Here is a 25,243-nt window from a genome sequence, read left to right on the forward strand (position 1 = left end):
CAGGATTACTTGTACTGCGGTGCGCGCTTCTGAAGCATCGCCGTCGCGCCTTCTTTGAAATCGTCACCGGTGAGAAGTTCTGCCTGCCCGATATTTTCGAGCTCCAACGCGGCGTCGAGGCGATCCAACGTAGCCGCATTGAGCGCTCTTTTGGTGAGTTCGAGGGCACGGCGGGGAGCCTTGGACGTTCGATCGGCGATCGACTGGATGTGTGTGGCGAAATCTTCGTCGGAGACGGTGCGGGACACGAGCCCGAAACGCTCTGCGTCCTCGGCGGAGACCCGCTCACCCAGCAACGCCATCTCGGCCGCGCGGGCCCGTCCGATCGCTGCCGGTACCAGCGCACTGGCGCCGCCGTCGGGCATCAGGCCGATGTTGACGAACGAGAGGAGGAAGTACGCGCTCGATGCTGCGTACGTCAGATCCGCAGCCAGCGCGATGGACACTCCGACGCCGGCGGCGGGGCCGTTGACCGCGGCGATCACCGGGACCGGGGCGCTGGTGACGGCGCGAATCAGCGAAGTCGCCGCATCCATGACGACCTTCGGGTCTGCGGGGTTGACCGCAGCTGCGGCGAGGTCGGCGCCGGTGCAGAACGCTCGACCGGAGCCGGTGATGACGATGGTACGAACTGCCGGGTCTGCGCCGCCGTCTCGGACTGCGGCGGCGAAAGCGCTCATCGTGGGCAGGTCGATCGCGTTCATCCGCTTGGGGCGGTCGAAAGTCAATCGCAGTACACCGTCGGTGATCTCGGAGCGGAAGCCCGTCTCGGCGGTGGCGGTCATGCCGCACTCACCGCGGTGACGAATCCGGAAAGCCGTGAGGTGATGATGTGTTCGGCCTCCGAGACCATGCGGTCGATCATGTCGGAAACCGTCGGGATGTCGTTGATCAGGCCTTGACTCTGGCCGGCGGACCAGATGCCCGCGTCGAGATCGCCGTCTTCGAAGACCTTGCGTCCGCGCGCTCCGGCCACCAGATGCTGAATGTCACTGAACTGTGCGTCGCCGCGTGCCTCGATGTCGACGACTTCGGCACTGATCGCATTCGCGGCCACGCGTGCGGTGTTGTGGAGGGTCCGGAAGATCAGCTTGGTGTCGCGTTCGGTGTTGGCGACAATCTGTTCTTTGACCGATTGCGCTACAGGGGATTCCACGGTGCACATGAATCGAGTTCCCATGTTGACGCCGTCCGCGCCCAGCGCGAGGGCGGCGACGAGTCCACGAGAATCTGCGATTCCGCCCGAGGCGATCACGGGAATCGTGAGTTGCTGCGTGGCAGCCGGAATCAGAATCAGCCCCGGTATGTCGTCCTCGCCGGGGTGCCCGGCGCATTCGAATCCGTCGATGCTGACGGCGTCGACGCCCAGTCTCTCGGCCTTGACCGCGTGACGAACTGCAGTGCACTTGTGGATCACCTTCACACCTGCGTCCTTGAAATGTGGAAGGTGATCGATCGGATTCGAACCGGCCGTCTCGACGATCTTGATTCCGGATTCGATGATCGCCTGGCGATATTCGGCGTACGGCGGTGGCGTGATCGACGGCAGAATAGTGAGATTGACACCGAAGGGCTTGTCCGTGAGATCGCGAGTGCGAGCAATTTCCTTGACGAGGTCTTCCGGTGTGGGCTGGGTGAGACCCGTCAGGAACCCGAGGGCACCTGAATTTGCCGTGGCCGCAACAAGTTCTGCGCGCCCTACCCACATCATGCCGCCCTGCACGATGGGGTGGTCTACGCCGAACATTTCGGTGAAGCGAGTGCGAATCATGTGCTCACAACTACTTTCTTACGGTCGGTCAATCGGCATCGAACCCTGTTGTGGGCAAGGAAAAACTCCGTGCCACAAGGAACGAGCCCGCCAGCGGACTACGTGCAAGACTGTGCGAATCGTCACTAACATAACACCGGTGTGAGAGCGGGTGTCAAGACTCTTTTCCGGAATCCGTCCGGCGCGACAGCTGCGTTGTAGGGTTTCGGGTGAAGCTGTACCGGGCGCGAATTGCGACCTTCGTGACGGTTAACATGATCCGTTCGGACTCACGCCTGTAGAAGTGCGGTGCAGCGGACGAAGGCAGTGCAAGAGAAAGCAACGGAAGTGGAGGGTCAGGTGCCCGGACAGACACGCGTCTCCGTGCGTGGCAGCGACCCTGCACCACGGACGCGTCCGAAGAATCGGAAGGCGCAAATTGCGGCCGCTGCCGCGGAAGCATTCAGCGAACGTGGCTACCACGCGGTGGGTATCGACGAGATCGCAGCGAAGGTCGGAATCTCCGGGCCTGCCCTCTATCGTCATTTCCCCACGAAATACGCGCTGTTCGTCTACACCGTGAACAACCTGACCCAGGCGTTGTTGGATGCCAGCGATCCCGCGGTACACGGAAACGACGATCCACGCGAGCAGTTGAAATCCACGATGGTGGGCGTCATTCGCGCGACGATCGAGAATCGGCGTAGGGGAGGTCTCTACCGATGGGAGGGGCGCTACCTGGTCGACGAGGATCGTGAGCAGTTGCGGGTGGGAATGCGCACGCTCAATCTTCGGATTGCCGAGCCGCTGGCCGCAGTTCGCCCGGAACTCGACCCGGCGGACGTGGAGCTCATCGCACCCGCTGTGCTCAGCGTGATCGCCAGTATCACCGGGCATCGATCGGCGTTGTCCGCCAAGCAGATCGAAGCGCTGATCCTTGCAGCATGCTGGTCCGTCGTCGGCGTCGAACTGCCGGTCGGTGTGCAAGGCGGCGCGGGGGTGGCGGCGTCCGAACGCAAAACCGGCCTCGTGCGGACGTCGAAACGTGAAGTGCTGCTTCAGGAAGCAGTCCTGCTGTTCTATCAGCGCGGGTATCACGACGTGAGCATCGAGGAGATAGGCGCCGCGGCGGGTATCAACGCGTCGAGTGTGTATCGGCACTTCGCGAGCAAGGCCGACCTACTGGCTGCGGCCTTCCACCGAGCGTCCGATCGTCTGACGATGACGTTGGGTTCGGCCTTGGCGGAATCCGAGACCCCTCTCGCAGCCGTCGAGACGTTGGCGAAGATGTACGTCGAGGTTTCGTTCGGAACCAGTGAACTGTTGGCCGTGTACTTTGCCGAGATCGGCAGCTTGCCGGATCGATCGCGGACCGAGCTGCGCAACATTCAGCGTTTGAACGTCGAGGAGTGGGCGCACCTGTGCGTCGAGGCACGGCCGGAGTTGACGATCGTCCAAGCCCGTTTTCTCGTCCACGCGGCGCTCGGGCTTGTCTTCGACATCGGCAGAATCGTGCACTTTTCCTCGGAGAACTCCGCACAGGCCCGCGTCGAGAAACTGCTGTCCGCGACGCTCCTCGGGTAGTCCCGTCCGAAACAGTAGGTGTGACGTCACGTATCGCGGGTAGGTTCGTGATCGCAAGGCGTTCACCGAATCATGTGAAGACGGAAGTAGGGACAGCAATGCCAACTCGTACCGCACGCACCGCCTGGAACGGCACCCTCGAGGCCGGATCGGGGCAGGTGGAACTCACCAGCTCGGGCGTCGCGACCTTCGACGTGTCGTTCCCCAAGCGCGCAGCTGAGGAGGCCGGCGGAACCACCAGCCCCGAGGAGCTCATCGCCGCAGCACATTCCTCCTGCTACGCGATGCAGTTGTCGGCCCTGATCGCCGAGGCCGGCGGAACCCCGCAGAGCCTGGACATCACCGCGGACGTGTCGCTCGGACCCGACACGGTCGGCTTCAAGCTCACCGGAATCAAGCTCACCGTTCGCGCCGAGGTCGACGGCCTCGACGCCGACGGCTTCGCCGAGGTCGCCCAGGCGGCCAAGGAAACCTGCCCGGTCAGCAAGGCACTGACCGGCGTCGACATCACGTTGGATGCGGCCCTGGACTGATCAACTCGTGCTCGGGCGCCCCCTCCGGCGCCCGAGTGCGGTTGTGTGTGATGACCAGGTAGCTCGCGAACAGTATCGGGAGCACCCACAGGTCCGATGGATCGCGATAGACCAGGATCGGCAAGAGATCTCCGCGGAATCCTCGTGCGGTCAGGCGGAGAAACCCGATCACCCACTCGTACGCGTCACCGATCGGCGGGACCACCTTCACCGCGGCGAAGCCGATACCCGTGACCGCGATGGACCAGGCGATCGCTGCTCGCCCCACCAGGTTTCGCCTGAGCACCTCGAAAACCGAGAGCAGAAGCAGGGGAAACAGGAACACGCCGGCGACGTCGGACAGCTTGCCCGTCACCATGTTCCCGAAGGCGCCTTTGAGTGCGTGGTCGTTGATCAGAATGATCGCCACCGAAACCAGCGCCCACGGACTCAGCAGCAGATCGCCCGGACGGTTCACGACAGGTTGATCGTTGCCGAGCCGGACGAGAATAGATCGCACTTGAACTGAAGGCGCAGACCGGTTGCGGCCTCGGGGACCTCGTAGGCCAGTTCGCCTCGCTTGGCAGCGCCCGGTGCTAGTTCTCCGTCGACACTCGACGTGCTGCTGTCGGTGAACGTGATGTTGTACGACTTGTTCGCCGAGTCCTGCAATTCGAAGCACATCATCGACGAGACAGTCGACGGCTTGTCACTGTTGTTGGTGACCTCGGTGTCGACCACCACGTAACGGTTTCCGGGATCAGCGGTGATGAACTGATTGGTCGAGACGTAAGGATCGACGACGCCGTGTACCTGTACGCGCCAGTCGCCCAGCTCGACGACGTCACCGATGCCGAAGGCAGCCGCAGGAGCGGTGGACGAACCGTTGTCGTCGACCTTCTTCGCTTCGTCTGTTTCGCCCGAGGCGATGGTTGCGAACAAGGCTGCGCCGACGGCGAGGAGGACGAGGGGAGTGCGGAGTGATCGCATGATGTGCGCCTTTCGAGAGTTGGTATGGCACAAGTCAACGATGCGAAGACTGCTCACCGCTTCAGCCGAAAGATCGGTCCGCCTCATCCTTTCGGTCGGAACCTGGCGGTTCGTCCACCCGTTCGGCTGATTCGAGGCGTCGGTGGCGGTCGATACGCTTGCTCGGTGATCACCACCCAAGGAACTGTTGTGCGACGGCGCGTATGGACCACCACCGCCGTCGCGTTCAGCCTTTTCTGTTCCTTCATGACGGTGGGCATCGCCGGTTCGTCGGGAAACATGCCACCGGTCCTGGTCGGGATCGGGTTCGTCCTGGGCGTGGCGGGCGGGGTATCGCTCGTCTGGCGCCATCAACATCCTTGGATGGTTCTGGCGATCACGCTGGTCGGGCCGCTGTTCTTTCCCACTGATGCAACGGCGGCGCTCATCGCGTTGTTCGCCGTTGCCAGGATCGCACGTGGGCCTCGGCTTGCTGCCGCTGCGGCAGCTGTCTTCGTCGTGTGCGGAATTTCGTTGACCTACGACGCTTTTCGAAATCGTGAGTACTCCGTTCTCACGATGGGCACCATGAAACCCAAGGACGGTTCGGCAGTCGTTCAATACGACGTCGCCATCTGGATCCCGTGGCTCGTCGCGGCCGTCATGGTCGGCATCGTCGTGGCGCTCTCTCTCCTGATCCGGACCAGGACCGAACTCGTCGAGGCCGAGCACGTACGGGATCTGGCCACCGAGAAAACCGACGTGATGCGCGACGAGATGATTCGCACCGAGGAACGAACGCGGATCGCTCGCGACATGCACGATACGATCGCCGCCAGCTTGAGCCGGATTTCGTTGTTCGCCGGCGGGCTGCAGGTGAGCGCGGCAGACAATCCCGAGAAGGTCGTCAACACGGCTGCGATGATCAGAACGACCGCGCACGAGGCTTTGGACGAATTGAAGGGAATCGTCGGAGTGCTCAGAGGAAATGGTGATCGTCGCGAACACGGTGGGCATCAAGGGATCGACGCGATCGGAGATCTGGTCAACAGTGCCCGCGCCGCCGGCATTCACTGCCGTCTCGAATCCGAGTTGCTCCCGGGTGACGTCGGAATGTTGGCGGGGCACGTCTGCTATCGCGTCGTGCAGGAGTCACTGACCAATGTCCAGAAATACGCGAGCGACCAGATGCTCGTCATTTCGGTGACCGGGTCTCCGCACGACGGAATCCGCATCCTCGCACGCAACAAGCTCAGCGAGCTTGCACCCATGACGTCGATCGGTTCGCGATCAGGTCTACGCGGACTGGCCGAACAGGCGCGAGAGATCGGCGGCAAGGTCGAGGCCGGTGCGTTGGGGGACGATTTCCTCGTCAGTTGCTGGGTGCCCTGGTCGTCGTAGCCCGCCCACCCTCTCACTGTCGGGGGCTCTGGGTAATCTGAGCGCACTATGGACGCTGACTCGCGCATCACAGTTTTGATCGTCGACAACGACGCCTGGGTTCGGCGCGGAATGAAGGACATCCTGGAAGCAGCGCCGGACATCGTGGTCGTTGCCGAGGCAGAAGACGGCGATCAGGTCGCAGCCAAGGTCACGCGTTTTCGTCCGCACGTTGTGTTGATGGATCTGAAGATGGCGCGGGTCGGCGGCCTGGAGGCCACCCGAGAATTGATGACCATGAGCAATCCGCCGAAGGTCATTGCGATGACAGCCTTCGACGTCGACGACATGGTCGTGCAGGCCGTCGAGGCGGGCGCGCACAGTTTCCTGAGCAAGGACGCGGCTCCACAGGCGTTCCAGCAGGCAGTACGAGTGGTGGCGTCCGACCACTCGTTGTTCAGTTGCGATTCTCTGCGCGCCATCGTGGCCTCGACGCCGCGTCGGCAAGCCCCCGATCAGACCCCCCTCGCGTCGCTCACCGAACGCGAGCGTGAAGTGCTGGCAATCCTGGCGACGGGCGCGGCCAACAGCGTCATCGCGGAGCGGTTGTACCTCGGTGAGACCACCGTCAAGACGCACATCTCTTCACTGTTCGCCAAGCTCGGCGTGCCCAACCGGGTGGGTGCGTCGTTGATCGCGTTCCGGTGTGGCCTGGTCACGTGACTCGGGACTAATCCCGCCCCTGTTCGTTGTTGCACCTTCGGTGACTGATCAAATCGTGATTGACCAAGACGTGACCATCGAAGTGTGGTCGGACGTCGCTTGCCCGTGGTGCTACATCGGAAAGACCAGGTTCCTCTCGGCTCTGGATCGTTTCGAGAACAAGGACCGCGTCAACGTCATCTGGCGCTCGTACCAGCTCGCTCCGGAGACCCCGGTGGGCGCGGGCCGTACCGAACTCGACGCGTTGGTCGAGATGAAGGGGATGGCGCCTGATCAGGTACGTCAGATGTTCGCCCATGTCAGTGCGACGGCAGCCGAGGTCGGGTTGACCTTGGACTTCGACACCGTGATCGCCGCCAATACCTTTGATGCGCACAGGTTGCTGCATCTCGCGGGTGAGCGGCAGAACGAACTCCTCGAAGCGCTGTTCAAGGCTCACTTCAGCGACGGCAAGGTGATCGACGACCGTGAGGTGTTGGTCGAGCTGGCCGTGAGCGTCGGTCTCGATGCCGATGTGGTGCGCGAGCAACTGGGCTCCGATGCCGCCGCCGAGGCCGTGCGCGAGGATCTGTCCATGGCCCGCCAACTCCAGGTCAGTGGTGTTCCGTTCTTCGTTGCCAACCGTGCGGTCGCAGTGTCGGGCGCTCAGCCCGAAGAGGTGTTTCTGCAGTTGCTTACTCAGGCCTCCGAACCGGCCTGAGTAAGGCGAGCGGCACGTACTGCCGGCGCGTTCGAGAACGGCAACAGATGCGCGCCGTCCACGGGGCAGGACAACGTCACGTGCGCTGCATCGACGAACCGGTACGGCTGCGCTGCAACAACTCCGGCAAGGTTCTTTCGCAGACGTGACATCTCGGCCCGCGCAGTCACCGTGCGGGCCGGGTCACCGAACAGGTCTTGCGCCAACCGAGATGCAGTCAGTCCTCGTCTTTCCGATCCGAGGAGGAACAGAATCTCGGCGTGCCGCTGGGTCGGGGAGTACGCCCATTCGCCGAACCCGGATGTGACGGTCACCGACATGTTCTCGGAATCGCGCAGATCGATATGCACCGTGGGAGCGGTGATTTTCTCGCCGGTGGTGATCGGACGAACCAGCCACCCGCCGGGGAGCGGATCCAGTTCGCACAGGCCCAGAGCCGGAAACCACGTTCTGCCGGGAGCCAAAGCTGCGGGAAGCAGCACGCGCGAGCGATGGGGGAGTGCGTCGACCGCTGCGACCCAACCATGAGTATCGATCACCAATGCGGGTGATCCGCTGCGGGCAAGCATCGGCCCTGCAACAGAACGTAATTGATCGAGATTGTCCCTGTGCTTGTCCCGCAGGTGTGATTGGGCGAGGCGTGCGACGGCGTCGACCAGAGCGAGCGTCGTGGGATGGACGGTCTTCGCCGGACCACTGATGTCCACCACGCCGATGACACGGTCGTCCCGCGGATCGCGGATGGGTGCCCCCGCACATGTCCACGGATGGTGGCTACGCGCATAATGTTCCGCCGAGAAGATCTGCACCGCCTGTCGTGACACCAATGCCGTTCCGATGGCGTTGGTACCGACGCTGTCCTCGGCCCAGTTCGCCCCTTCGACAAAACCCAGACGCGCAGCCTGGTCGAGTACGCGATGGGAACCGCTGCGCCACAGCACAGTTCCGCGAAGGTCCGCTACGACCATGATGTTCTCACCGCTTGCGGTGACCGATTCGAGTCCACGCGTGACGTCGTCGAGCACGTCGTACAGTCCGGACTCACGACGACGGAGATCGAGTTCGGCAACGTCCATCGACGGTTCGACCCGGTTGTGCTCGGGGTCGATACCGAGTTCGCGCAGGCGCTGCCACGATTGGCGCACCACGTCCCTGGGTCGGGCCGGTGCGCGGTCTCCGGCCATCGTCGCGTCGTACACCGCGGCGAGGGTCCTCGCGTAGTCGCGAGGATCCTCGCCGGGTGGCATCGCGGGTTCGGGCAACCGCCTTTTCTGCGAGGGCACCGTTTTCGGCGAAGGCACCGTTCTCAGTGACGACACTTCGGTCAGCGGTAGACGAGACCGCCGTCGATGAGACCGGCCTGCCCGGTCATGTAGTCGGAATCGGGCCCGGCGAGGTACGAGACGAAACCGGCTACATCGTCGGGGGTTTCAGCTCGACTCAGCGCAATTCCGCCGACGAACTTCTCGTAGGTGGCGCCCTCCGGCGCACCGGTCAGTTCGGCGAACCTCTTGTCGATCGTCACCCACATGTCGGTTCCCACGACGCCGGGGCAGTACGCGTTGACGGTGATTCCGTCGGACGCGTATTCCTTGGCCGCGGCCTGAGTGAGGGCCCTGACCGCGAATTTCGTGGCGCTGTAGACGCCGAGCATGGCGAATCCGTCGTGGCCGGCGATGGACGACGCGTTGATGATCTTTCCGCGTTGTCCCAGCGCTTGGAACTTTGCTGCTGCAGCTTGAATTCCCCACAGCACACCGTCGACGTTGACGCTCCAGATCTTGGAGACCTCTTCCGGCGTCGCGTCGGAGATCGGGCCGACGAGAGCGATTCCAGCGTTGTTGACGATGACGTCGAATCCGCCCAATTCCTTGTGTGCGTGTTCGACAGCGGCGTTCACCTGTGCTCGATCGCTGACGTCGGCGACAAACGTGGTCGCCTGACGCCCGATCTGTCGAATCTCGTCGGCAACCGCATCCAGTTTGGTCTGGTCGAGGTCGACCAGTGCGATGTCGGCGCCGTCGTGGGCGAGGCGGAGAGCGATTCCGCGTCCGATTCCTTGGCCGGCGCCGGTGACCAGAACTACCTTGCCCGTGATGCTCATGCAGTTTCTCCTCGTTGGTAGTGAAACGGTTAGCCGTGAACCGGTGAGTGATTTGTATGTGACCGCGACCACAATGCGGAAGGGTTGCACGGTGTTGCAATTCCGAAGAATCGGACAGCGATTGCAACCCTTGGCAACCCTCCCGGTGCCCCGCGCGACAGCTTCATAGTTGCGCGACCACTTCGCGAATCATCTTGCGAGACAATCTGGGAGAGGGAACATGACCGCTACAGTCGACACACCCACAGAACCGGCGACGCCGAACCGGCCACCGTCACGCCGCTGGATCGAGTTCGGAATCACCAATCTTGTGATCGTTCTCGTGCTGGCCGTGGCGAGTTGGTACCTTTTGGCAGATCCGACCACCAGTCCGTGGAATTTCTATCCTTTGCCGTTCAACGCGGCGCTTTTCTGGGCGATCCTCTTTGTGGTGTTCATCGGCTTCAACTGTGAGTTCGCCGGCTTCGATCGACTCCCGCAGCCGGCGAAGGGGCTGGCGATCATGGCCGCGACCGCGGTCTTCGCCGTCGTGGTGACGTGGCTCCTGGCACACGGTTTGGGGAGCTTGTACCCGGATTTCGCGGCCGATCGTGAGGGCGGTCTCGGTTTTTTCGCGGGTGCGCTGTTCGTGCTCTTCGGATTCGGGACCTGGGTGATGGTGGTCCTGAACTGGCAGCACTGGCCGTGGACTTCCCTCGGGATGAAGCAACCGCTGGTGGGGTTGTGTGAGATCGCGTTTGTCGCCGTCCCGACGCTGGCGCTGTACTTCGTGTTCGGCCTGCCGTCCGTGTCGCTTTCCGCCACGGATCCGTTGATGACCGTCGACACCGTGCTCGGTTGGTTCTACTGCGTCGTGGTGGTCGTGATCCTGACCGGTCAGACGCTCGACAACTGGCCGTGGCGACTGTTCGGCGGTGGTGGAAAGACGGCGCTCGCAGCCACGATCGGTAACTTCGCCGCGGGAACCGGCTTGTACTTCGTGGCACTTCCGGTCGTGAAGGCACTGGTGGGAAGCGATGCTGTTGCCGAGTTGGGTGGCGTGGTCCATCAGTTCCCGGCGCAGCTCGGTGTGTGCTGGGCGTTCTGGATGATCTTCTGGGCCAACGCCTTCGGCAACAAGCCGACGGGTTTTGCTGACGGGGTCAACCTCGCGATCCGCGCGCTGCTCACGTTTGCGCTCGCGGTGGTGACCTTCCTGTTCTATTACCGCTTTGCGGCAGAGCACATTCTTCACGAGCCGGCAGTTGTCGACGGATTACACGGTAACGCACTGGGTTTCGTGGACTGGGCTGTGCTGTGGACGCTGTTCTACGTCGTGGGATTTCAGTCGCTGGGACTCGGCAAGTTGAAACCTGCTGAGGGGTGACACGGTTGCCCGCACGACGGTGCGGGCAACCGGTATCGGTCAGTCGCTTGCAGCGGAGATCGACTCGACGGGTATTTTGCTGCGGGAAGACATCTTTCGGACGGGAATCGACAGTGCGATAGCTGCGGCGAGCAGGGCGAACCCGCATCCGATCAACAGACTGGTGCGGAAGCCGGCTTCCGACGGCAGGATATGGCTATCGGCCTGGACGGTCATCTGTGCAAGAACGACGCCGATGACGGCGGCGCACACAGACGTGCCGATCGAGCGCATCAAGGAGTTGAAGCTGTTGGCAGCAGCAGTGGCGGACGGCGGGACCGCGCCCATGATGAGGGCGGGCATGGAACCGTACGCGAGACTGATGCCGGCGTTGGCGATGCAGGCGACGATCAGCAGCCCCCACGTCGAGCCCATCAGCAGCATCGAAGATCCGTAACCGAGAGCGAGGACGAGCGCGCCTGTGATGAGTGTGAACTTGGGCCCGCGCAGTGCGGTGAGGCGTGCGCCGAGTGGAGAGACCGCCATCATCACGAATCCGGGTGGCGCCATCCACAGGCCCATCGCCAACATCGACTGTCCCATGCCGTAACCGGTGGACTCCGGTAGTTGCAGCAGTTGCGGGATGATCAAGAACTGGGTGTACATCGCGAATCCAGTTGCGATGGAAGCGATATTGGTCAGCAACACCTGCGGCTTCGCCGTCACACGTAGGTCCACGAGCGGGTCGTCGGTGCGTCGTTCGAACCAGACCCAGCCGAGAAGAACGATGATCGTGGTCGCGAACAAGCTCACGGTGGTGCCGCTTGTCCATCCCCAGCTGCCGCCTTTCGATACGGCCAGCAGGAGTGAGATCAGGCCGGCTCCGAGCCCGATCGCGCCGATCAGGTCGAACCGTCCGCCGACCTTGTGTACCGGTGTCGCCGGGACGAAGAACCAGGTCAGGATCAGTATCAGCACACTGAGCGCCGCTGATCCCCAGAAGAGTGCCCGCCAGCTGGCGTTCTGAGCTACTGCCGCGGCGATCGGCAGGCCGAGTGCGCTGCCGATTCCCATGGATGAACTCATCAGAGCGATTGCAGAATTGAGTCTCTCCGGCGGAAGCAGATCGCGTAGTGCGCTGACGCCGAGTGGGATCAGGCTGACGCAGATGCCCTGCAATCCGCGTCCGATCACCATCGGAATCAGAGAACTGGCAGTTGCGCAGATGACCGATCCGACTATGAGCGGGATCGTGCAGATCAGAATCAGCCGCCGCTTGCCGTACAGATCCCCGAGACGCCCGGCTATCGGTGTAGCGACAGCGCCCGCCAGGAGCGTCGCAGTGACGACCCACGACGCGTTCGAGGCGGTCGTGTTCAGCAGTGTGGGTAGTTCCGCGATCAGTGGGACGACAAGCGTTTGCATGAGTGCGGCGAGGATGCCGATGAACGCCAGTACGCCGACAAGTCCGCCAGGTCGTACGGCGGGGGCCGTCCGCTCGGCTATAGCGCCTGCTCGTGCCATGCGCGTCTCCTTTGCATATCGCGGGTGGTTCCGGATGCGAAGGGGTGCGCATCGTCGAAGGCGGTTTGAATCGTACATATCGTTGCATTGTTCAACTAGTTTTGTGATCGAGGGATTGGTCACAGTGGGGCGGATTGCAACAGGCTGCAACGCTTGTGACCCGGGCCACTGATGCGATGTGCTGTGTGTCACATTCATAAACAAGGAGAAGTGATGACGCAAACCATCGATTCCGCAGTCGCCCCCGAGGTGAAGCTGACGGCGGTGACACCGCAGGAGCGCGTCGATGCCTGGCTGGCGGATTTCGAGTCGGCACTTGCCGCTCGTGACATCGAGCGTGTTGCAGGCAAATTCGCACTCGACAGTTTCTGGCGAGACTTGGTGTCGTTCACTTGGAACATCAAGACCGTCGAAGGTCGCGAGCAGATCGCCGACATGCTCTCCGCACGACTCGACGACACCGATCCTTCGGGGTTCCGGACCACCGAGACGCCCGACGAGGCCGACGGCGTTACGTCGGCCTGGATCGAATTCGAGACTGCAACCGGGCGCGCGCACGGGCACCTTCGTCTGAAGGGCGATGAAGGTTGGACCCTGCTGACGTCGTTGCAGGAACTCAAGGGCCACGAGGAGGGCAAGGGCACTCGCCGCCCGCGCGGCGCCAAGCACGGTGCAGATCCGAATCGCGTCACGTGGGCCGAGCAGAAGGAGATCGAGGACCGCGAACTCGGTTACACCACACAGCCTTACGTCGTGATCGTCGGCGGTGGGCAGGGCGGAATCGCGCTCGGTGCCCGGATGCGTCAGCTCGGAGTGCCGGCCATCGTGATCGACAGCCACGAGCGACCCGGCGACCAGTGGCGCGGACGCTACAAGTCCCTGTGCCTGCACGATCCGGTGTGGTACGACCACCTGCCTTACATGCCGTTCCCCGACAACTGGCCGGTGTTCGCGCCCAAGGACAAGATCGGCGACTGGCTCGAGATGTACACCAAGGTCATGGAGGTGCCGTATTGGAGTTCTACGACCTGCACGTCAGCGTCGTTCGACGAGAAGACCCAGGAATGGACCGTCGAGGTCGACCGCAACGGCGAGAAGCTGACCTTGCGTCCCAAGCAGTTGGTGATGGCGACGGGTATGTCCGGCAAGGCCAACGTCCCGACGTTCCCCGGGCAGGACAAGTTCCTCGGCGATCAGCACCACTCGAGCAAGCACCCCGGCCCGGATCAGTACGTCGGCAAGAAGGTTGTGGTCATCGGGGCCAACAATTCCTCGCACGACATCTGCGGCGCTCTGTGGGAAAACGGCATCGACGTCACGATGGTGCAGCGCAGCTCGACGCACATCGTGAAATCGGATTCGCTGATGGATCTGGGCCTGGGCGATCTGTATTCGGAGCGTGCGCTTGCCGCCGGCATGACGACGCACAAGGCCGACCTCACGTTCGGTTCGCTGCCGTACCGGATCATGCACGAGTTCCAGATCCCGGTGTACGACGCAATCCGTGAGCGCGACAAGGACTTCTACGATCGCCTCGAGAAGGCCGGCTTCGAGCACGACTGGGGCGACGACGGTTCGGGTCTGTTCATGAAGTACCTACGCCGCGGATCGGGTTACTACATCGACGTCGGTGCCGCCGAACTGGTCGCCAACGGAGACATCAAGCTCGCGCACGGCAACATTCGTGAACTGACCGAGAACAGCGTCATCCTCGAAGACGGTACGGAACTGCCGGCCGACGTGGTGGTCTACGCGACCGGCTACGGCTCGATGAACGGTTGGGTGGCTGATCTGATCGGACAGGACACCGCGGACAAGGTCGGCAAGGTGTGGGGCCTGGGCTCGAACACGACCAAGGATCCGGGACCGTGGGAGGGCGAGCAGCGCAACATGTGGAAGCCCACGCAGCAGGAGGCGCTCTGGTTCCACGGCGGCAATCTGCATCAGTCGCGGCACTACTCGCTGTACCTCGCGCTGCAGTTGAAGGCGCGCTACGAGGGTATTCCGACGCCGGTGTACGGGCTTCAGGAAGTGCATCACCTGAGCTGAAACGAGAACTGCTGTGCGCCTTTATTAACCGCCCGCGGTTAATAAAGGCGCACAGCAGGTTCAGCGAAGGGCGTACTTCTTCGCCACGTCGGCGTTCTTGGTCGCGCGCTCGGTGAGGAAGGCAAATGCCAATCCGAGTACGAGCCACAGCGTCGCCTGTGTAGCGAGCGAGGAAAGCCGGAACTCCCACAGCAGAGTTGCCGGGAAATCCTCACCCACCTCGTTGATGCCGGGAAGCGAGACGTAACCGATCGCGACGATCACCAGGAACGCGGCCACCGGAGCAGCGATGCGCACACTGAGGAACTCGTGTCCGGAAACTGCCTTTGCTGCCGCTGCCGCTGCGGTGACGGACAGCAGTCCGAGAATCACGGCGGCCAGCCACAGCAGTGTGCGCTGATTGATGGTGTCCGGATCTCCGACGGCAGGCGGATTGGCCGGGTACTTGAAGAACGGCACGGCCTCGATGGCCAGCCAACCGCCGACGGCGATGGTGATCGCCAACAACGGTCCGGACATCCCGGTGAGTCGTCGCGCGTAATTCGCGACGACCGAGAAGATCGCGCCGAGTGCCAGTCCGGCCAGCGCTGTGGCCAGGAACAACCCGGCGCGCTGCCCGTCGCGGCTCACCAGTGGTTCTTCTTCGTCCCCGTGTGAATGCCCAGCGGCTTCGCCGGCAGCCTCACCGGTGGCGCTGTTGGCTTCTTCGATCGCAATGGCAGCATTGACGTGCGGTTCACCCAGCACGAACGCAACTCCGCCGGCAAGGATGCCCGCGATCAAACCAGCCAACAAACCACGAATGAGAAGCTTCGTGAAATTGTCGACTAGTGGCACGGCAGGCCCATCAAGTGGCGACCGTCGTGCATCAGTTCATGCATGTACATACCGGTGCGAGAGATAGCGCCCTGGTCGAATCCGACCAGGTAGAGAGCGAGCATCGCGAACAGCACTACTGCAGCGGCAAGGAAAGCCAGACGAGTCGAGTCGATCGACGTATCGGGAGAATAGGCGAGAGCCATCGAAGCCTCCTGGGATTTTCGCGTCCCCTAGGTCCATGCGATGGCCGAAGTGTCTGGCTGTCGAAATGGTCGTGCCGAAAAGACACTTCACCTCGAATTACAGTGGCGCGACCGCTCCGGGCTTTCACCGGATTCCTGTCGGACCATCGCGTTTACATGCGAACTTTTGCACTACTGCCCGCACCGTGTCAACGCGTGAAGCCGAGTTGAGCAGGGATTGCGCCCGCCGCGGCGAGCGCAATCCACGAAATCAGCTCTTGGCGGCTACGTCCAGGACAACTTCGAATTCCAGCAACGACGCACCCGAAGCGACAGGCTTCGCGCGCTCACCGGAGTGTGCTTCGCGGGCAGGGCCGTCACGCCAATCGGCGAATGCCTGCTCGGACTCCCACTGCGTCACCACGAAGTAGCGGCTCTCACCTGCGGTGGGGCGGAGGAGTTGGAATCCGAGGAAGCCCGGTGAGTTCTCGACTGCATGAGCGCGTGCTGCGAAGCGCTTCTCCAGTTCGGGGCCGGCGCCCTCGGGGACCTCGATTGCATTGATCTTCACGACTGCCATGCAAGCGACATTACCCGCGTACCTTCACCGCGTACCGTGACACTCGTGTTGCATGACGAAGGTGGAACGGGACAACCGATTCTGTTGTTGCACGGCCTCATGGGCAGCTCACGAACGTGGCGGCGCCACGTGCCGTGGATCCGCGAGTTCGGCCACGTCTACACCTTCGACGCCGCCGGTCACGGCAGGCCTGCGCCTGCTGAACTGACCACCGAGGCATTCGTCGAGGACCTGGCGTCTGCTGTTGCTTCCGTCGAGGGTCCGATGATCGTGATCGGGCATTCGATGGGGGCGCTGCACGCCTGGTGCTTCGCCGCCGCGCACCCCGACAAGGTCGGTGCCCTCGTCCTCGAAGACATGGCTCCCGATTTTCGCGGACGCACCGCGGCGGATTGGGCTCAGATGATCTCGGCGTGGCCGCAGCCGTTCGCTTCCGAGGACGCGATGAAGGAATTCTTCGGCCCCGTCGCCGGCCAGTACTTTCTCGACTCTTTCGACCGCCGCGACGACGGTTGGTACCTGCACGGCGAGGTGTCGACCTTTCGTGACATCTCGGAGGAGTGGGGTACGCGGCATTTCTGGGATCAGTGGAAGGCGATCGAGGTGCCGACCTTGCTCATCGAGGGGGAGTTCACCATCACCCCGGAAGGACAGATGCGTGAGATGGCCGAGAGGCCGGAAACCCGGTACGTACGTATTGCCGATGCAGGTCACCTGGTCCACGACGATCAACCGCAGCGTTACCGTGACGTGGTGACGGAGTTCCTTCAGACAGTGAGTTGACTGCGGATCGACGCACCCACCTGCTCCAGTTCGACGGCTCTTCTGGCCAGAAGTCCGGCAGCGAACTTAGCCTTGTCGCCGCGATGGCGTGGGACGACGTGCAGGTGCGAGTGGAACACGGTTTGGCCCGCGGCGCGACCGTCGTTGACCAGAAAGTTGACTCCGTCAGCGGCGATGTCGCAGCGGCGAAGGGCTCCGGCGATGAGCGTCCCGACGCGGAACATCTCAGCGCCCTCGTTGCTTTCGAGAGCATCGAGGTTTTCTGCATGGCGTTTGGGAACCACCAGAGTGTGTCCCCGACTCACCGGTCGGGCATCGAGGAATGCGAGAGTCGTCTCGCTTTCGTGAACGAGAATTGCCGGCTCGGTCAGTGCGACGATCTTGCAGAAGACGCAGGTATCGGTGCTCATGCCTACAGAATGTAGTCCGAATCAGTTCCGAACCGGGACTACAGCAAGCGCAGCTGACGTGCCTTCGTGATCGCTTCGTTTCGATTGTGCGCGTCGAGCTTCTTGTAGAGGGTGCGTAGTTGAGTCTTGACGGTGTTGACGGACACGTACAGTTTGTCCGCCATCGCGGCCGACCCCATTCCCAGTGCCAGGAGTGAGAGGACCTTCTGTTCGCGTTCGGTGAGCTCGACGATGCGAACGATCTCCGGAAAGGATTCAGCAGGATGCTTTTTCGCGAACTCGGCGAGTGCGGGCGAATTCGTTTTCGCCATCGATTCGAGCTTCTCGACATCAGCCGATGCGATGGTCGCGAACGAACGCAGAAGTCCGGTCTGATCCGCGATACTGCACGCTCTGGACCATTCCTGCGCCGCGAGGCGCGGTTCACCCAACTCGGAGTGTGCAACCGCTTGCACCAGAAGCGATTCCATCTGTGCTCGCGGATACGACTCGCCGGACCAGTCGAACTGGTGACACAGGGCGACCGCGGCTTCGTTCTGGCCGATCCGCTGTCGTAGGCGTGCCACCGACGTGAGGGTCCACGGGTTGGTCGCGGGATCGATGAATTCCTTGGCCAGTGCTGCGGCCTTGTTTCCCTCTCCGAGAGCGAGCAGGAGATCGATCTCGGCGGATTGCAGCAGCGGGAGCGCGAAAGAGGAAGCCGTGTACTGCATGGAATGCGCTTCGATCGCATTGTGGAGCAACAGTAGTGCCGACGTTCGGTCGCCGGAGGTCAAGGCGAATTGGCAGTGCGCATAGATGACGAATGCCCACAGTTCCTCGGTGTCGGAAGGTAGACCGAGTTCGGTCAGTGTCCCGCGTGCGTCGTCGAAGTCGAGTGTGTCGAGGGCCTCGAGCACCCGTGCCGTGAGGCCGGCGATCTTGACCACAGGTTCCAGCCAACCGCCAGGGTCCGGGTGCTTTTGCTCGAGCTCGAACCAGTATGCGGCCTGGCGAGGTTCACCCGCCAGCGCCCAATTCAGTGCGGCACTGCCCGCGGAGTTGCGAGCGATGAAGTCGACTCCGTGAGACAGTGCGCCGTGGTAGGCCATTCGGGCCTTGATCGTGGATTCGGTGAGCCTGCCGCTCAATTGAAAATTGATCGCCCATTGAAGTCGCATGAGAGGGAGTTGCGCGCTGACGGCTTCCGGGTTGTTCTCCAGCGCACTGCGACTGAGGTGAGACAGGCGCCTGGTGGTTTCTGCTGCGAGCCCGTACTCGCCGGCCATCCTGAGCATGATCGATTGAACGCAGGCAATGCTCAAGGCGTCCTTCGCGCCGGCCTCGCTGCCGAGCTCCCACAGTTCGGTCGGCGATTCGGGTAGCAAGTCGACGACCGCCGAGCGCTCGCTCGGATGCATCGTGAACAGAGCGCGCCCCGCCTCCACAGCAGAGTGTTTGTCTGCAGCTTCCATCGGAATCCGTTGGAGGGCAGAGCGAACCGAGTCCAGGTTGTGGACGATCATCGTCACCCAGTGTTGCTCGACGATGTCTACTGCCAGTGTCCAGTTCTTTGCCTCGACAGCGTAGTCCAGTGCTGACGCGTGATGACCGTTGTCGAGTCGATTGTGCGCGAGGAACGAAAGACGTTGCGCTGGATCGATTCCAGCGTGGGTGTGGCGCGCAAGTATCGATCGACGAATTGCGGGCGGCAACTCCCAGGTTTCTTCTGCTTCGGTCTCGACCCGCGACACCAATCCGGATGTCTCGAGTATCGCCAGGCGCGCGCGAATCTGATGAACGGTCTCGGCAGCGTCCGGGCGTTGGGACTCGAACAGCATTGCGGCGATGTCGACGGTGATCGATCGCGCAAAGGCCGTCGCGAGCAGGAACTCGAGTTGCTTCACGTGCTCAGCGGTGGTGAGAACGGAATTGTTCACGTAATCGTCTATCGCCCGCGCGATGTTCTTTTTGATCATCTGCCCGCGGTTGCCGGTGCCGGAGACGCGGACGGCGGGAACGGCGACGCGAACAAGCGCGGGCAGTCCACCCGTCAAGGATGTGATTTGTTCGGAATCACCGTCAGTCGGTTCTACGCCGGCCTGTTCCAGCACATGGGCGGTATCGGCTGTCGTGAACAACAGCTCACTCGCACTTATCACCTCGTGGTCGGTGTCGAGCAGGTACGGCTCGGAGAACATGCCGAAGCCCGAGAGCGTGACCACGAGGTCCAGATTGTGGCAGAGGGTGAGGAGTTCGATCAGTTGATCGTCCAACTCTGGTTCCGCTGTCAGATCCGGCCTGATCAGCACGAGCAGCACGGGGCGGCTGAGGGCGTTCAGGGATTTGGCGACAGCGGTGAAAGGATCGACGAGATCGTCGATGTCGGGCAGTGCGATTCCGGCGGCATGGATTCGATCGAGGACAATGGCCCAGAAATCTTCGAGAGTCGACGAGGGCTGTGGGGCCGAGACCCAGACGAGTATTCGTTCGGATGCCAGATGAGCGCGCAGCCACGATGCGATCAACGACGATTTCCCGTGACCGTTCGGTGCACGGACGATGGTCAGCGCGGCACGCCGGTCAAGTTTCGAGAACAGTGCCTGCCGGGGAATCGACGTCGCGAGAGTGCGCCTTTCGGGAATAGCTGCCCAGTCATGGCCGTCCATCCCGAACATCAGCGCGGACCCTTTCTGCTTTCGCGCCCCGCAGTAATTGAAGAGTTTGGGCGGATTGTCTCGATCCATCTATCTACAGGGAGGAGCGTAGCTGGTGCGAATCCAGAGCGTGCGATCCCGGGCAATTCACCCGGGACTTCACCCTGGGTGAGAGAAGTTCACCCGCACAATCATGCCGTCACCATTGGCTTTCGCGGCCATCGAGCGACTTCTATTGAACGTAGCTCGGGATTCGCCAAATGTGGCCGCGAGTGCCTGTCGGGAGCCCCGAGAGTCAGACATCGAAGGAGCGTCGTGAGAACTCGTCTGTCAGAGGTGTGGTCGAAGGCCGTTGTCGTCGGACTCCGACCGAGGGCGTGGCGGAGAGGAGTGCGAGGTATCGGCGTCGTTGTCGTGACCGGAGCTCTGGTGGTCGGCGCTGCTGCGCTCGGTGTGCTTCCGATGCAGTCGGATGTTCGATTGGCAGCCGAGGGAGAGTTCACGCCTGCCTTCACCGTCGGGTTGACGGCCATCGACGGTGCACCGCCTTTCGATCCAGCCGACGGCCCCGGCCTCGATTCCGGACCGTCCAACGGGATTGTCCGAGAGGGTGATCCGGTGACGTACGTCGTCGACATCGGTGTCCGGGGCACATCGCTCTCGGACGTGGTCGTACAACTTCAGGTGCCCCGAGGTTTCACTCTGCCGTCCCTGCCGGACTACTGCGGAGTCGGCTCGGACATCGACGAGGCCGGGTTACTGTGCTTGGTAGGGGATCTGGAAGCGGATCGATTCTTCACACGAACTGCGACGATGATTGCGGGCAAGCGGGAAGATACCGACGGTCTACCGACAGCAGTAGTGGTCACTGCCGATAGTGGTGCGGTTCGCGTGCGGTCGAACGACGTCACTGTGCGCGTATCGACTGGACCGGGAGTGTGTGATCCACAAGGGAATTCCGTCGACGGACAAACGGTTCAGGAGGATCCGGTAGTTGCGAACGGGCAGATCTCGGGTCTGGTGACGTCCGGCACCACGCAGACAGTGGCGATCATCGGTATCGATCAATGCGGGCACGCGACAGCGCGGACAGTGACACCGTTCGAGGGTCACTTCTCGTTTCTCGGACTGTTACCGGGGACGTATCGCGTCACGGTCGACGGCCGAGCGCCGGTGGACGTGGTGCTGGAACCAGGTGCAATGGCGGTCGATGGCCTGACGTTCTGATACAGCTTCGCAGTGATGGCAGCACCCGTAACGGCAACAGTCTATGGAGGATCCAGTGCGTGAAAGCCTGGGCGTTGTATTCGAAAACGATTCAATTTCAACAGCTCTCGTAGATGCGGACACACCCCTTCTGGGCTCGATCGACGAGTTCCGTCACCCCTGGGGTGCAGACGGGACCGTTCCCTCTCCGCAGGCGTCGGCACGCGCGCTCGCGTCCGCTGCCGAGGTCGCCACCGGCCGGGCCCTGCGCTCGAATCTGTGTCCCACAGTCGTCGGGGTTATGTGCGAGCGTGCGGACGTGCGTGACCTCGTTCCGGATTCGTTGTCCTCCAGTTCTTTCGAGAACGTGGAGTTGGTCAACGGTCTCGACGCTCGGCTCGCCTACCTGCGGGCGGTCGACGCTCTGAATGGTGTTTCGTCGATTCTCGTGTTCTGGCCGGACGGCGGTGAGACCGTGATCGCGGCCGTCGACCCGAGTGCCGGTGTCGTGGACTCGGCGCACCGTTACGACACCGCCGAGTTGCTTGCAGACAGCTCGACATTTGCTGCGACATTGGACCTCCTCGTCGCCGAACGAGACCCGGTGCCCAAGATGCTCGTCGCGATGCTCGTGAAGGAAGAGTCTCGGCAGCCGTCCGCCGAAGCCGCTGAACTGGCAGGTCTCGGCTTCCTGTTTCTCGGCGAGCGGACCCAACTCGCGATTGGCGCTGCGCTGGTGGCGGCCGATCGGGGAGCTGACGTTCGGTCCGGTGGCGGCATGGCTGTCCGGCCCGTCAACAGGATCCGGTGGGCGGCGGCAATAGTCCTGCCACTTCTGCTCATGCTGACGGGGTTGCTGATCGCGCTGTCTCCAGACGGGCCGCGCGCGGTGTCCACGGATCGCCCGAACGTCGGCGCGGAGCCGGCGACCTCGACCAGTGGACCTCCGCCCGGCGCCGCCCTACCGATTCCGGCTCTGACCCCTTGCGACCCGGCGGTACCTGCCGTTCCTGCTGCACTGCGGCGTTCTGATCCGGACGTCGCACCGCCTCAGGCCGACGAACCCGCAGCCGAAGAATGCAACCCGATGCGAGTCGGTTAAGCCGTACCCTCTCCGGCCAGCGCAAACAGGCCGTCATCCGTCTGCTCGACCAGTCCGTCGACGAGCAGGGAATGCAGTGCGCGGTCACGCTGACCCGGATCGTTCGGCCAGACGATGTCGAGTTGCGCGCGTTCGACCGGACGGTGACTCTCACGAAGAACGGCCATCAATTTTCCTCGTACCTGGCGATCGGTTCCCGCGAACTTCTGCACCTTCTTGGGCGGTCCGGTGTGTGCCGGTTTGCCCGAAGCGACCCAGGCGCAGTTCGGCAACGGGCAGTTTTCGCAGTTCGGCGTCCGCGCAGTGCAGATCAGTGCGCCGAGTTCCATGAGAGCTGCGCTGTAGGTGGCTGCGCGCGCTCGCGTCCGCGGCAGCAGCGCCGCGACATCGGCCAGGTCGCGTGTGTTGGACGGATTGCCTGGTTCGGCGTTGCCATGAACGGCCCGTGCAACAACGCGTCGTACGTTGGTGTCCACCACCGGCACTCGCTGTCCGTAGGCGAAGCACGCCACGGCGCGGGCGGTGTAGGAACCGATCCCCGGCAGCGAGAGCAGGATGTCGACATCTTCGGGCACCACGTCACCGTGCTCGGCAGCCAGGACGCCCGCGCATTCGTGAAGCCGCAGCGCGCGTCGTGGGTAACCGAGTTTGCCCCAAGCGCGAAGCACTTCTGCCTGACTCGACGCCGCCATCGCCGACGGAACCGGCCAGCGCTGCACCCACTCTTCCCAGATGGGCGCGACACGCACCACCGGCGTCTGCTGGAGCATGATCTCGCTCATCAGGATCTGCCAGGCACTGACGCCCTCGCGTCGCCACGGCAGATCACGGGCCGTATCGGAGTACCACTCGAGCAGCACCGAAGATTCCACTGCCACCGCTACCGACACACTCCTCGAACCTGCGCTCCCGGTCGACGAAGGACACGTCGACGTGTGGAGGTCACTTTATCGGCAGTGACCGACAGTCATTTCTCGTGCCCGAAAACCGGGAGGGAGTGGCATCGAGACCACTCACCCCCCGGTTGAATCACGATGCGTACTGAGCGTTCGCAGTCTCCACTCGTGTGCCTACGACTGGCGAGCGTCCGGAGTATCGGCGAACGATCACGTAGAGGCAGATCAATCCGATGGCACCGGCAGCGGCGAGGAAGGAACCGACTTTCCATGCGTTGTCCGGATTGCCGTTGATCAGCATCACCATGATCATCGGCGCGAAACCCCCGATGATTGCGGAGATCTGATAGCCGAGTGAAGCGCCCGAGAATCGAATCTCCGGTGGGAACAGTTCAGCGAAGAGCGTTCCCTGCGTACCGGTTTGGAGGGACATTGCCACCACTCCGACGATAACCGCGACGGCAAACGGCCAGATCGTGTCCGGGCTGGACCCACCGATCATCAGCCACATCAGGATACCCCAGAGCATCATGGCTGCGGTGCCGAGGCCGAAGACGAGTTTGCGACCGTAGAGGTCGGACAGGTATCCCGCCAGCGGAACCAGGGGAATCTGTATTGCGCATGCGATCAGGATGTAGGTGAGGACCGTCGACCGCGGTATCTCCAGGTAGGTGGTCGCGAACTGAACCGACCCGGTGATCATCGTGTAGAAGAAAATCACGCCGATGGCATTGGCGCCCGCTGCAGCTAGGACGGTGCCCGGGTTCTTCTTGAGAACTTCGAGGATGGGGGATTTCCGAACTACCGGCGATTCGGCCAGTTTTTCAGCGAGCGCTTTGAACTCGGGCGTCTCTTCGAGATAGCGGTGGATGAGGAATGCCACAGGAAGCATGATCAAGCTGATCCAGAACGGGATCCTCCATCCCCACGAAAGGAACGAATCAGCCGCGAGAGTTGCTGTCAGAACCAGGAACACGATATTGCCCAGCACCACACCGATCGGAACACCGAGTTGGGCGAAGCTACCGAAGAGCCCGCGGCGGTTTGCCGGTGCGTTCTCGGTGGCAAGCAATACGGCTCCGCCCCACTGTGCTCCCACGGCCAAGCCCTGACAGATTCGCAGCGTCACGAGGATGGCCGGGGCAAGCCACACGACATTGGTGTTGGGTACGAAACCGACCAAGGAGGTCGCCACAGCCATCAGGACCACGGCGGCAACGAGCACGGGCTTTCGTCCGTACCGGTCACCGAAATGACCGGCGAGCACTCCACCGATGGGACGGGCGATGAATCCGACTGCGACGGTGGCAAACGAACTCATTGCAGCGACCACCTCGCTGTCGGTGGCGAAGAAAGTCGAGTTGAACACGAGCGCAGCGGCAGTCGCGTAGATGAAGAAGTCGTACCACTCCAGGGAAGTGGAGATCGCGGCTGCAAAGGACGCGCGCCGAGATCTGCCCGGGCGCTCCACCGCAGATTCGGTGTTGTTGGTCATCGCGATTCGCTCTCTGTGGGGTCGTTCAGGTGAGTTCGGTCAGGACGTGAGTTGCGGCAAGTTCGGTGTGCAGACGACGCAATATCCAAGTGCGAGTGCGATCTTCGATACGAGAAGTCATATCTCGCCATCGTTGCCCTACGGGAAGCGCTCGGACATTCGGGTGGCGAAGGCGTCCACCTCGAGGCAGTCGGCGAGGTGCGCAGTGTCGCGCGTGGCAATGCGGAGGTGCTCATGTTGCCCGCACTCCTTCGTTCCAATTTGCCAAACGATCGTTCGGCTGCGAGCCATCATTGACCTAACGATCGTTAAATGTCAATAGTCGAGAAAAGTGCACTTTTGCAGCGGATTTCTCCGGATGTGCCGTGCGATCCGGAATCTGTTGCCAAACGATCGTTCGCCTGAGATGATGATTCGTCAGTGATGTAGATCTCAGGAATGGGGATACCGATTCGAGCAGTGGGTGTGCGGACGCACGTCGAGGCGCGCTGGTC

The 25,243-nt window shown here is 62.4% G+C and carries 24 protein-coding genes and 1 riboswitch; of the genes, 10 read left to right on the top strand and 14 right to left on the bottom strand.

Annotation, left to right across the window (positions count from 1 at the left end):
- Positions 1–5 precede the first annotated feature (5 nt).
- Both I7X09_RS26900 and I7X09_RS26905 read right to left on the bottom strand, forming a co-directional pair.
- On the bottom strand, positions 6–785 hold the full coding sequence (locus I7X09_RS26900) for an enoyl-CoA hydratase (protein WP_200314543.1): 780 nt from the start codon (positions 783–785) through the stop codon (positions 6–8).
- Entirely contained in the window at positions 782–1,771 is a 990-nt protein-coding gene (locus I7X09_RS26905) for an NAD(P)H-dependent flavin oxidoreductase (RefSeq protein ID WP_200314545.1), read from the bottom strand. Before I7X09_RS26905 ends, I7X09_RS26900 begins: the two co-directional genes overlap by 4 nt.
- A 339-nt stretch (positions 1,772–2,110) precedes the next feature.
- On the opposite strand from I7X09_RS26905, the gene I7X09_RS26910 reads away from it, so the two are divergent.
- Both I7X09_RS26910 and I7X09_RS26915 read left to right on the top strand, forming a co-directional pair.
- On the top strand, positions 2,111–3,334 hold the full coding sequence (locus I7X09_RS26910; protein WP_200314546.1) for a TetR/AcrR family transcriptional regulator: 1,224 nt from the start codon (positions 2,111–2,113) through the stop codon (positions 3,332–3,334).
- 98 nt (positions 3,335–3,432) lie between these two features.
- Positions 3,433–3,867 carry an OsmC family protein gene (locus I7X09_RS26915; protein ID WP_095970844.1) on the top strand — a complete coding sequence of 145 codons (435 nt, stop codon included), beginning with the start codon at positions 3,433–3,435 and terminating at the stop codon, positions 3,865–3,867.
- Here the strand turns inward: I7X09_RS26915 and I7X09_RS26920 are convergent.
- Positions 3,842–4,324, bottom strand: coding sequence for a hypothetical protein (locus tag I7X09_RS26920; protein ID WP_200314548.1), 483 nt, complete (start codon positions 4,322–4,324; stop codon positions 3,842–3,844). The two genes, I7X09_RS26915 and I7X09_RS26920, sit on opposite strands and share 26 nt — an antisense overlap.
- On the bottom strand, positions 4,321–4,836 hold the full coding sequence (locus I7X09_RS26925) for a DUF4352 domain-containing protein (RefSeq protein ID WP_095970846.1): 516 nt from the start codon (positions 4,834–4,836) through the stop codon (positions 4,321–4,323). The genes I7X09_RS26920 and I7X09_RS26925 overlap by 4 nt, the downstream gene beginning before the upstream one ends.
- 24 nt (positions 4,837–4,860) lie before the next feature.
- Here I7X09_RS26925 and I7X09_RS26930 point away from each other — a divergent pair, with 24 nt between their 5' ends.
- From I7X09_RS26930 to I7X09_RS26940, 3 genes are read left to right on the top strand one after another with little or no spacing between them, the layout of a single operon-like run.
- Positions 4,861–6,216, top strand: coding sequence for a sensor histidine kinase (locus I7X09_RS26930; RefSeq protein WP_095970847.1), 1,356 nt, complete (start codon positions 4,861–4,863; stop codon positions 6,214–6,216).
- 48 nt (positions 6,217–6,264) lie between these two features.
- Positions 6,265–6,918, top strand: coding sequence for a response regulator (locus I7X09_RS26935; RefSeq protein ID WP_095970848.1), 654 nt, complete (start codon positions 6,265–6,267; stop codon positions 6,916–6,918).
- 55 nt (positions 6,919–6,973) lie between these two features.
- Positions 6,974–7,618, top strand: a complete 645-nt coding sequence (locus tag I7X09_RS26940) for a DsbA family oxidoreductase (protein WP_234036727.1) — start codon at positions 6,974–6,976, stop codon at positions 7,616–7,618.
- Here I7X09_RS26940 and I7X09_RS26945 read toward each other — a convergent pair.
- Together I7X09_RS26945 and I7X09_RS26950 are read right to left on the bottom strand one after the other, a co-directional pair.
- Positions 7,597–8,865 (bottom strand): GAF domain-containing protein, encoded by a 1,269-nt coding sequence (locus tag I7X09_RS26945; protein WP_124569058.1) that lies wholly within the window; start codon positions 8,863–8,865, stop codon positions 7,597–7,599. The genes I7X09_RS26940 and I7X09_RS26945 overlap by 22 nt on opposite strands.
- A 77-nt stretch (positions 8,866–8,942) precedes the next feature.
- A complete protein-coding gene (locus I7X09_RS26950; protein WP_200314556.1) occupies positions 8,943–9,722 on the bottom strand; it encodes an acetoin reductase in 780 nt (259 codons plus the stop codon).
- A gap of 220 nt (positions 9,723–9,942) precedes the next feature.
- Between I7X09_RS26950 and I7X09_RS26955 the strand changes: the two genes are divergently transcribed.
- Positions 9,943–11,088, top strand: a complete 1,146-nt coding sequence (locus tag I7X09_RS26955; protein ID WP_200314558.1) for a hypothetical protein — start codon at positions 9,943–9,945, stop codon at positions 11,086–11,088.
- 39 nt (positions 11,089–11,127) lie between these two features.
- Here the strand turns inward: I7X09_RS26955 and I7X09_RS26960 are convergent, their stop codons facing one another.
- A complete protein-coding gene (locus I7X09_RS26960; RefSeq protein WP_200314560.1) occupies positions 11,128–12,591 on the bottom strand; it encodes an MFS transporter in 1,464 nt (487 codons plus the stop codon).
- A 213-nt stretch (positions 12,592–12,804) separates the two neighbouring features.
- On the opposite strand from I7X09_RS26960, the gene I7X09_RS26965 reads away from it, so the two are divergent.
- Positions 12,805–14,640, top strand: coding sequence for a flavin-containing monooxygenase (locus tag I7X09_RS26965; RefSeq protein WP_124568949.1), 1,836 nt, complete (start codon positions 12,805–12,807; stop codon positions 14,638–14,640).
- A 60-nt stretch (positions 14,641–14,700) separates the two neighbouring features.
- On the opposite strand, the gene I7X09_RS26970 is transcribed toward I7X09_RS26965, so the two are convergent.
- The 3 genes from I7X09_RS26970 to mhuD all read right to left on the bottom strand — a co-directional run bounded on the left by I7X09_RS26970 (position 14,701) and on the right by mhuD (position 16,221).
- Positions 14,701–15,477 carry a CbtA family protein gene (locus tag I7X09_RS26970; RefSeq protein ID WP_095970854.1) on the bottom strand — a complete coding sequence of 259 codons (777 nt, stop codon included), beginning with the start codon at positions 15,475–15,477 and terminating at the stop codon, positions 14,701–14,703.
- Positions 15,468–15,662: a CbtB domain-containing protein gene (locus I7X09_RS26975; RefSeq protein WP_003945915.1), complete on the bottom strand. Its 195-nt coding sequence runs from the start codon at positions 15,660–15,662 to the stop codon at positions 15,468–15,470. The genes I7X09_RS26970 and I7X09_RS26975 overlap by 10 nt, the downstream gene beginning before the upstream one ends.
- A 25-nt stretch (positions 15,663–15,687) precedes the next feature.
- Positions 15,688–15,825: riboswitch (cobalamin riboswitch) on the bottom strand.
- Positions 15,826–15,912: 87 nt separating this feature from the next.
- Positions 15,913–16,221: a mycobilin-forming heme oxygenase MhuD gene (gene mhuD / locus I7X09_RS26980; RefSeq protein ID WP_007726927.1), complete on the bottom strand. Its 309-nt coding sequence runs from the start codon at positions 16,219–16,221 to the stop codon at positions 15,913–15,915.
- 45 nt (positions 16,222–16,266) lie between these two features.
- On the opposite strand from mhuD, the gene I7X09_RS26985 reads away from it, so the two are divergent.
- A complete protein-coding gene (locus I7X09_RS26985; RefSeq protein ID WP_095971015.1) occupies positions 16,267–17,004 on the top strand; it encodes an alpha/beta fold hydrolase in 738 nt (245 codons plus the stop codon).
- On the opposite strand, the gene I7X09_RS26990 is transcribed toward I7X09_RS26985, so the two are convergent.
- Positions 16,989–17,414, bottom strand: coding sequence for an HIT family protein (locus I7X09_RS26990; RefSeq protein ID WP_095970855.1), 426 nt, complete (start codon positions 17,412–17,414; stop codon positions 16,989–16,991). The genes I7X09_RS26985 and I7X09_RS26990 overlap by 16 nt on opposite strands.
- Positions 17,415–17,452: 38 nt before the next feature.
- Positions 17,453–20,140, bottom strand: a complete 2,688-nt coding sequence (locus tag I7X09_RS26995; protein WP_200314562.1) for a helix-turn-helix transcriptional regulator — start codon at positions 20,138–20,140, stop codon at positions 17,453–17,455.
- A gap of 225 nt (positions 20,141–20,365) precedes the next feature.
- Between I7X09_RS26995 and I7X09_RS27000 the strand changes: the two genes are divergently transcribed.
- Both I7X09_RS27000 and I7X09_RS27005 read left to right on the top strand, forming a co-directional pair.
- Entirely contained in the window at positions 20,366–21,277 is a 912-nt protein-coding gene (locus tag I7X09_RS27000) for a carboxypeptidase-like regulatory domain-containing protein (RefSeq protein WP_200314564.1), read from the top strand.
- A 55-nt stretch (positions 21,278–21,332) separates the two neighbouring features.
- Entirely contained in the window at positions 21,333–22,358 is a 1,026-nt protein-coding gene (locus tag I7X09_RS27005) for a hypothetical protein (RefSeq protein WP_234036728.1), read from the top strand.
- On the opposite strand, the gene I7X09_RS27010 is transcribed toward I7X09_RS27005, so the two are convergent.
- Both I7X09_RS27010 and I7X09_RS27015 read right to left on the bottom strand, forming a co-directional pair.
- On the bottom strand, positions 22,355–23,236 hold the full coding sequence (locus I7X09_RS27010; protein ID WP_124568945.1) for an A/G-specific adenine glycosylase: 882 nt from the start codon (positions 23,234–23,236) through the stop codon (positions 22,355–22,357). The genes I7X09_RS27005 and I7X09_RS27010 overlap by 4 nt on opposite strands.
- Before the next feature lie 151 nt (positions 23,237–23,387).
- Positions 23,388–24,749: an MFS transporter gene (locus I7X09_RS27015; RefSeq protein ID WP_200314568.1), complete on the bottom strand. Its 1,362-nt coding sequence runs from the start codon at positions 24,747–24,749 to the stop codon at positions 23,388–23,390.
- Positions 24,750–25,243: the final 494 nt, after the last annotated feature.

Source organism: Rhodococcus sp. P-2 (assembly GCF_016598535.1).
Lineage (GTDB): Bacteria > Actinomycetota > Actinomycetes > Mycobacteriales > Mycobacteriaceae > Rhodococcus_F > Rhodococcus_F baikonurensis.

Bases quoted from the DNA above. Each gene is read 5' to 3' on its own strand.
- I7X09_RS26900 (WP_200314543.1), bottom strand. From the start codon at position 785: ATGACCGCCACCGCCGAGACGGGCTTCCGCTCCGAGATCACCGACGGT.
- I7X09_RS26905 (WP_200314545.1), bottom strand. From the start codon at position 1,771: ATGATTCGCACTCGCTTCACCGAAATGTTCGGCGTAGACCACCCCATC.
- I7X09_RS26915 (WP_095970844.1), top strand. From the start codon at position 3,433: ATGCCAACTCGTACCGCACGCACCGCCTGGAACGGCACCCTCGAGGCC.
- I7X09_RS26925 (WP_095970846.1), bottom strand. From the start codon at position 4,836: ATGCGATCACTCCGCACTCCCCTCGTCCTCCTCGCCGTCGGCGCAGCC.
- I7X09_RS26930 (WP_095970847.1), top strand. From the start codon at position 4,861: ATGGCACAAGTCAACGATGCGAAGACTGCTCACCGCTTCAGCCGAAAG.
- I7X09_RS26935 (WP_095970848.1), top strand. From the start codon at position 6,265: ATGGACGCTGACTCGCGCATCACAGTTTTGATCGTCGACAACGACGCC.
- I7X09_RS26945 (WP_124569058.1), bottom strand. From the start codon at position 8,865: ATGCCACCCGGCGAGGATCCTCGCGACTACGCGAGGACCCTCGCCGCG.
- I7X09_RS26950 (WP_200314556.1), bottom strand. From the start codon at position 9,722: ATGAGCATCACGGGCAAGGTAGTTCTGGTCACCGGCGCCGGCCAAGGA.
- I7X09_RS26955 (WP_200314558.1), top strand. From the start codon at position 9,943: ATGACCGCTACAGTCGACACACCCACAGAACCGGCGACGCCGAACCGG.
- I7X09_RS26960 (WP_200314560.1), bottom strand. From the start codon at position 12,591: ATGGCACGAGCAGGCGCTATAGCCGAGCGGACGGCCCCCGCCGTACGA.
- I7X09_RS26965 (WP_124568949.1), top strand. From the start codon at position 12,805: ATGACGCAAACCATCGATTCCGCAGTCGCCCCCGAGGTGAAGCTGACG.
- I7X09_RS26975 (WP_003945915.1), bottom strand. From the start codon at position 15,662: ATGGCTCTCGCCTATTCTCCCGATACGTCGATCGACTCGACTCGTCTG.
- mhuD (WP_007726927.1), bottom strand. From the start codon at position 16,221: ATGGCAGTCGTGAAGATCAATGCAATCGAGGTCCCCGAGGGCGCCGGC.
- I7X09_RS26990 (WP_095970855.1), bottom strand. From the start codon at position 17,414: ATGAGCACCGATACCTGCGTCTTCTGCAAGATCGTCGCACTGACCGAG.
- I7X09_RS26995 (WP_200314562.1), bottom strand. From the start codon at position 20,140: ATGGATCGAGACAATCCGCCCAAACTCTTCAATTACTGCGGGGCGCGA.
- I7X09_RS27015 (WP_200314568.1), bottom strand. From the start codon at position 24,749: ATGACCAACAACACCGAATCTGCGGTGGAGCGCCCGGGCAGATCTCGG.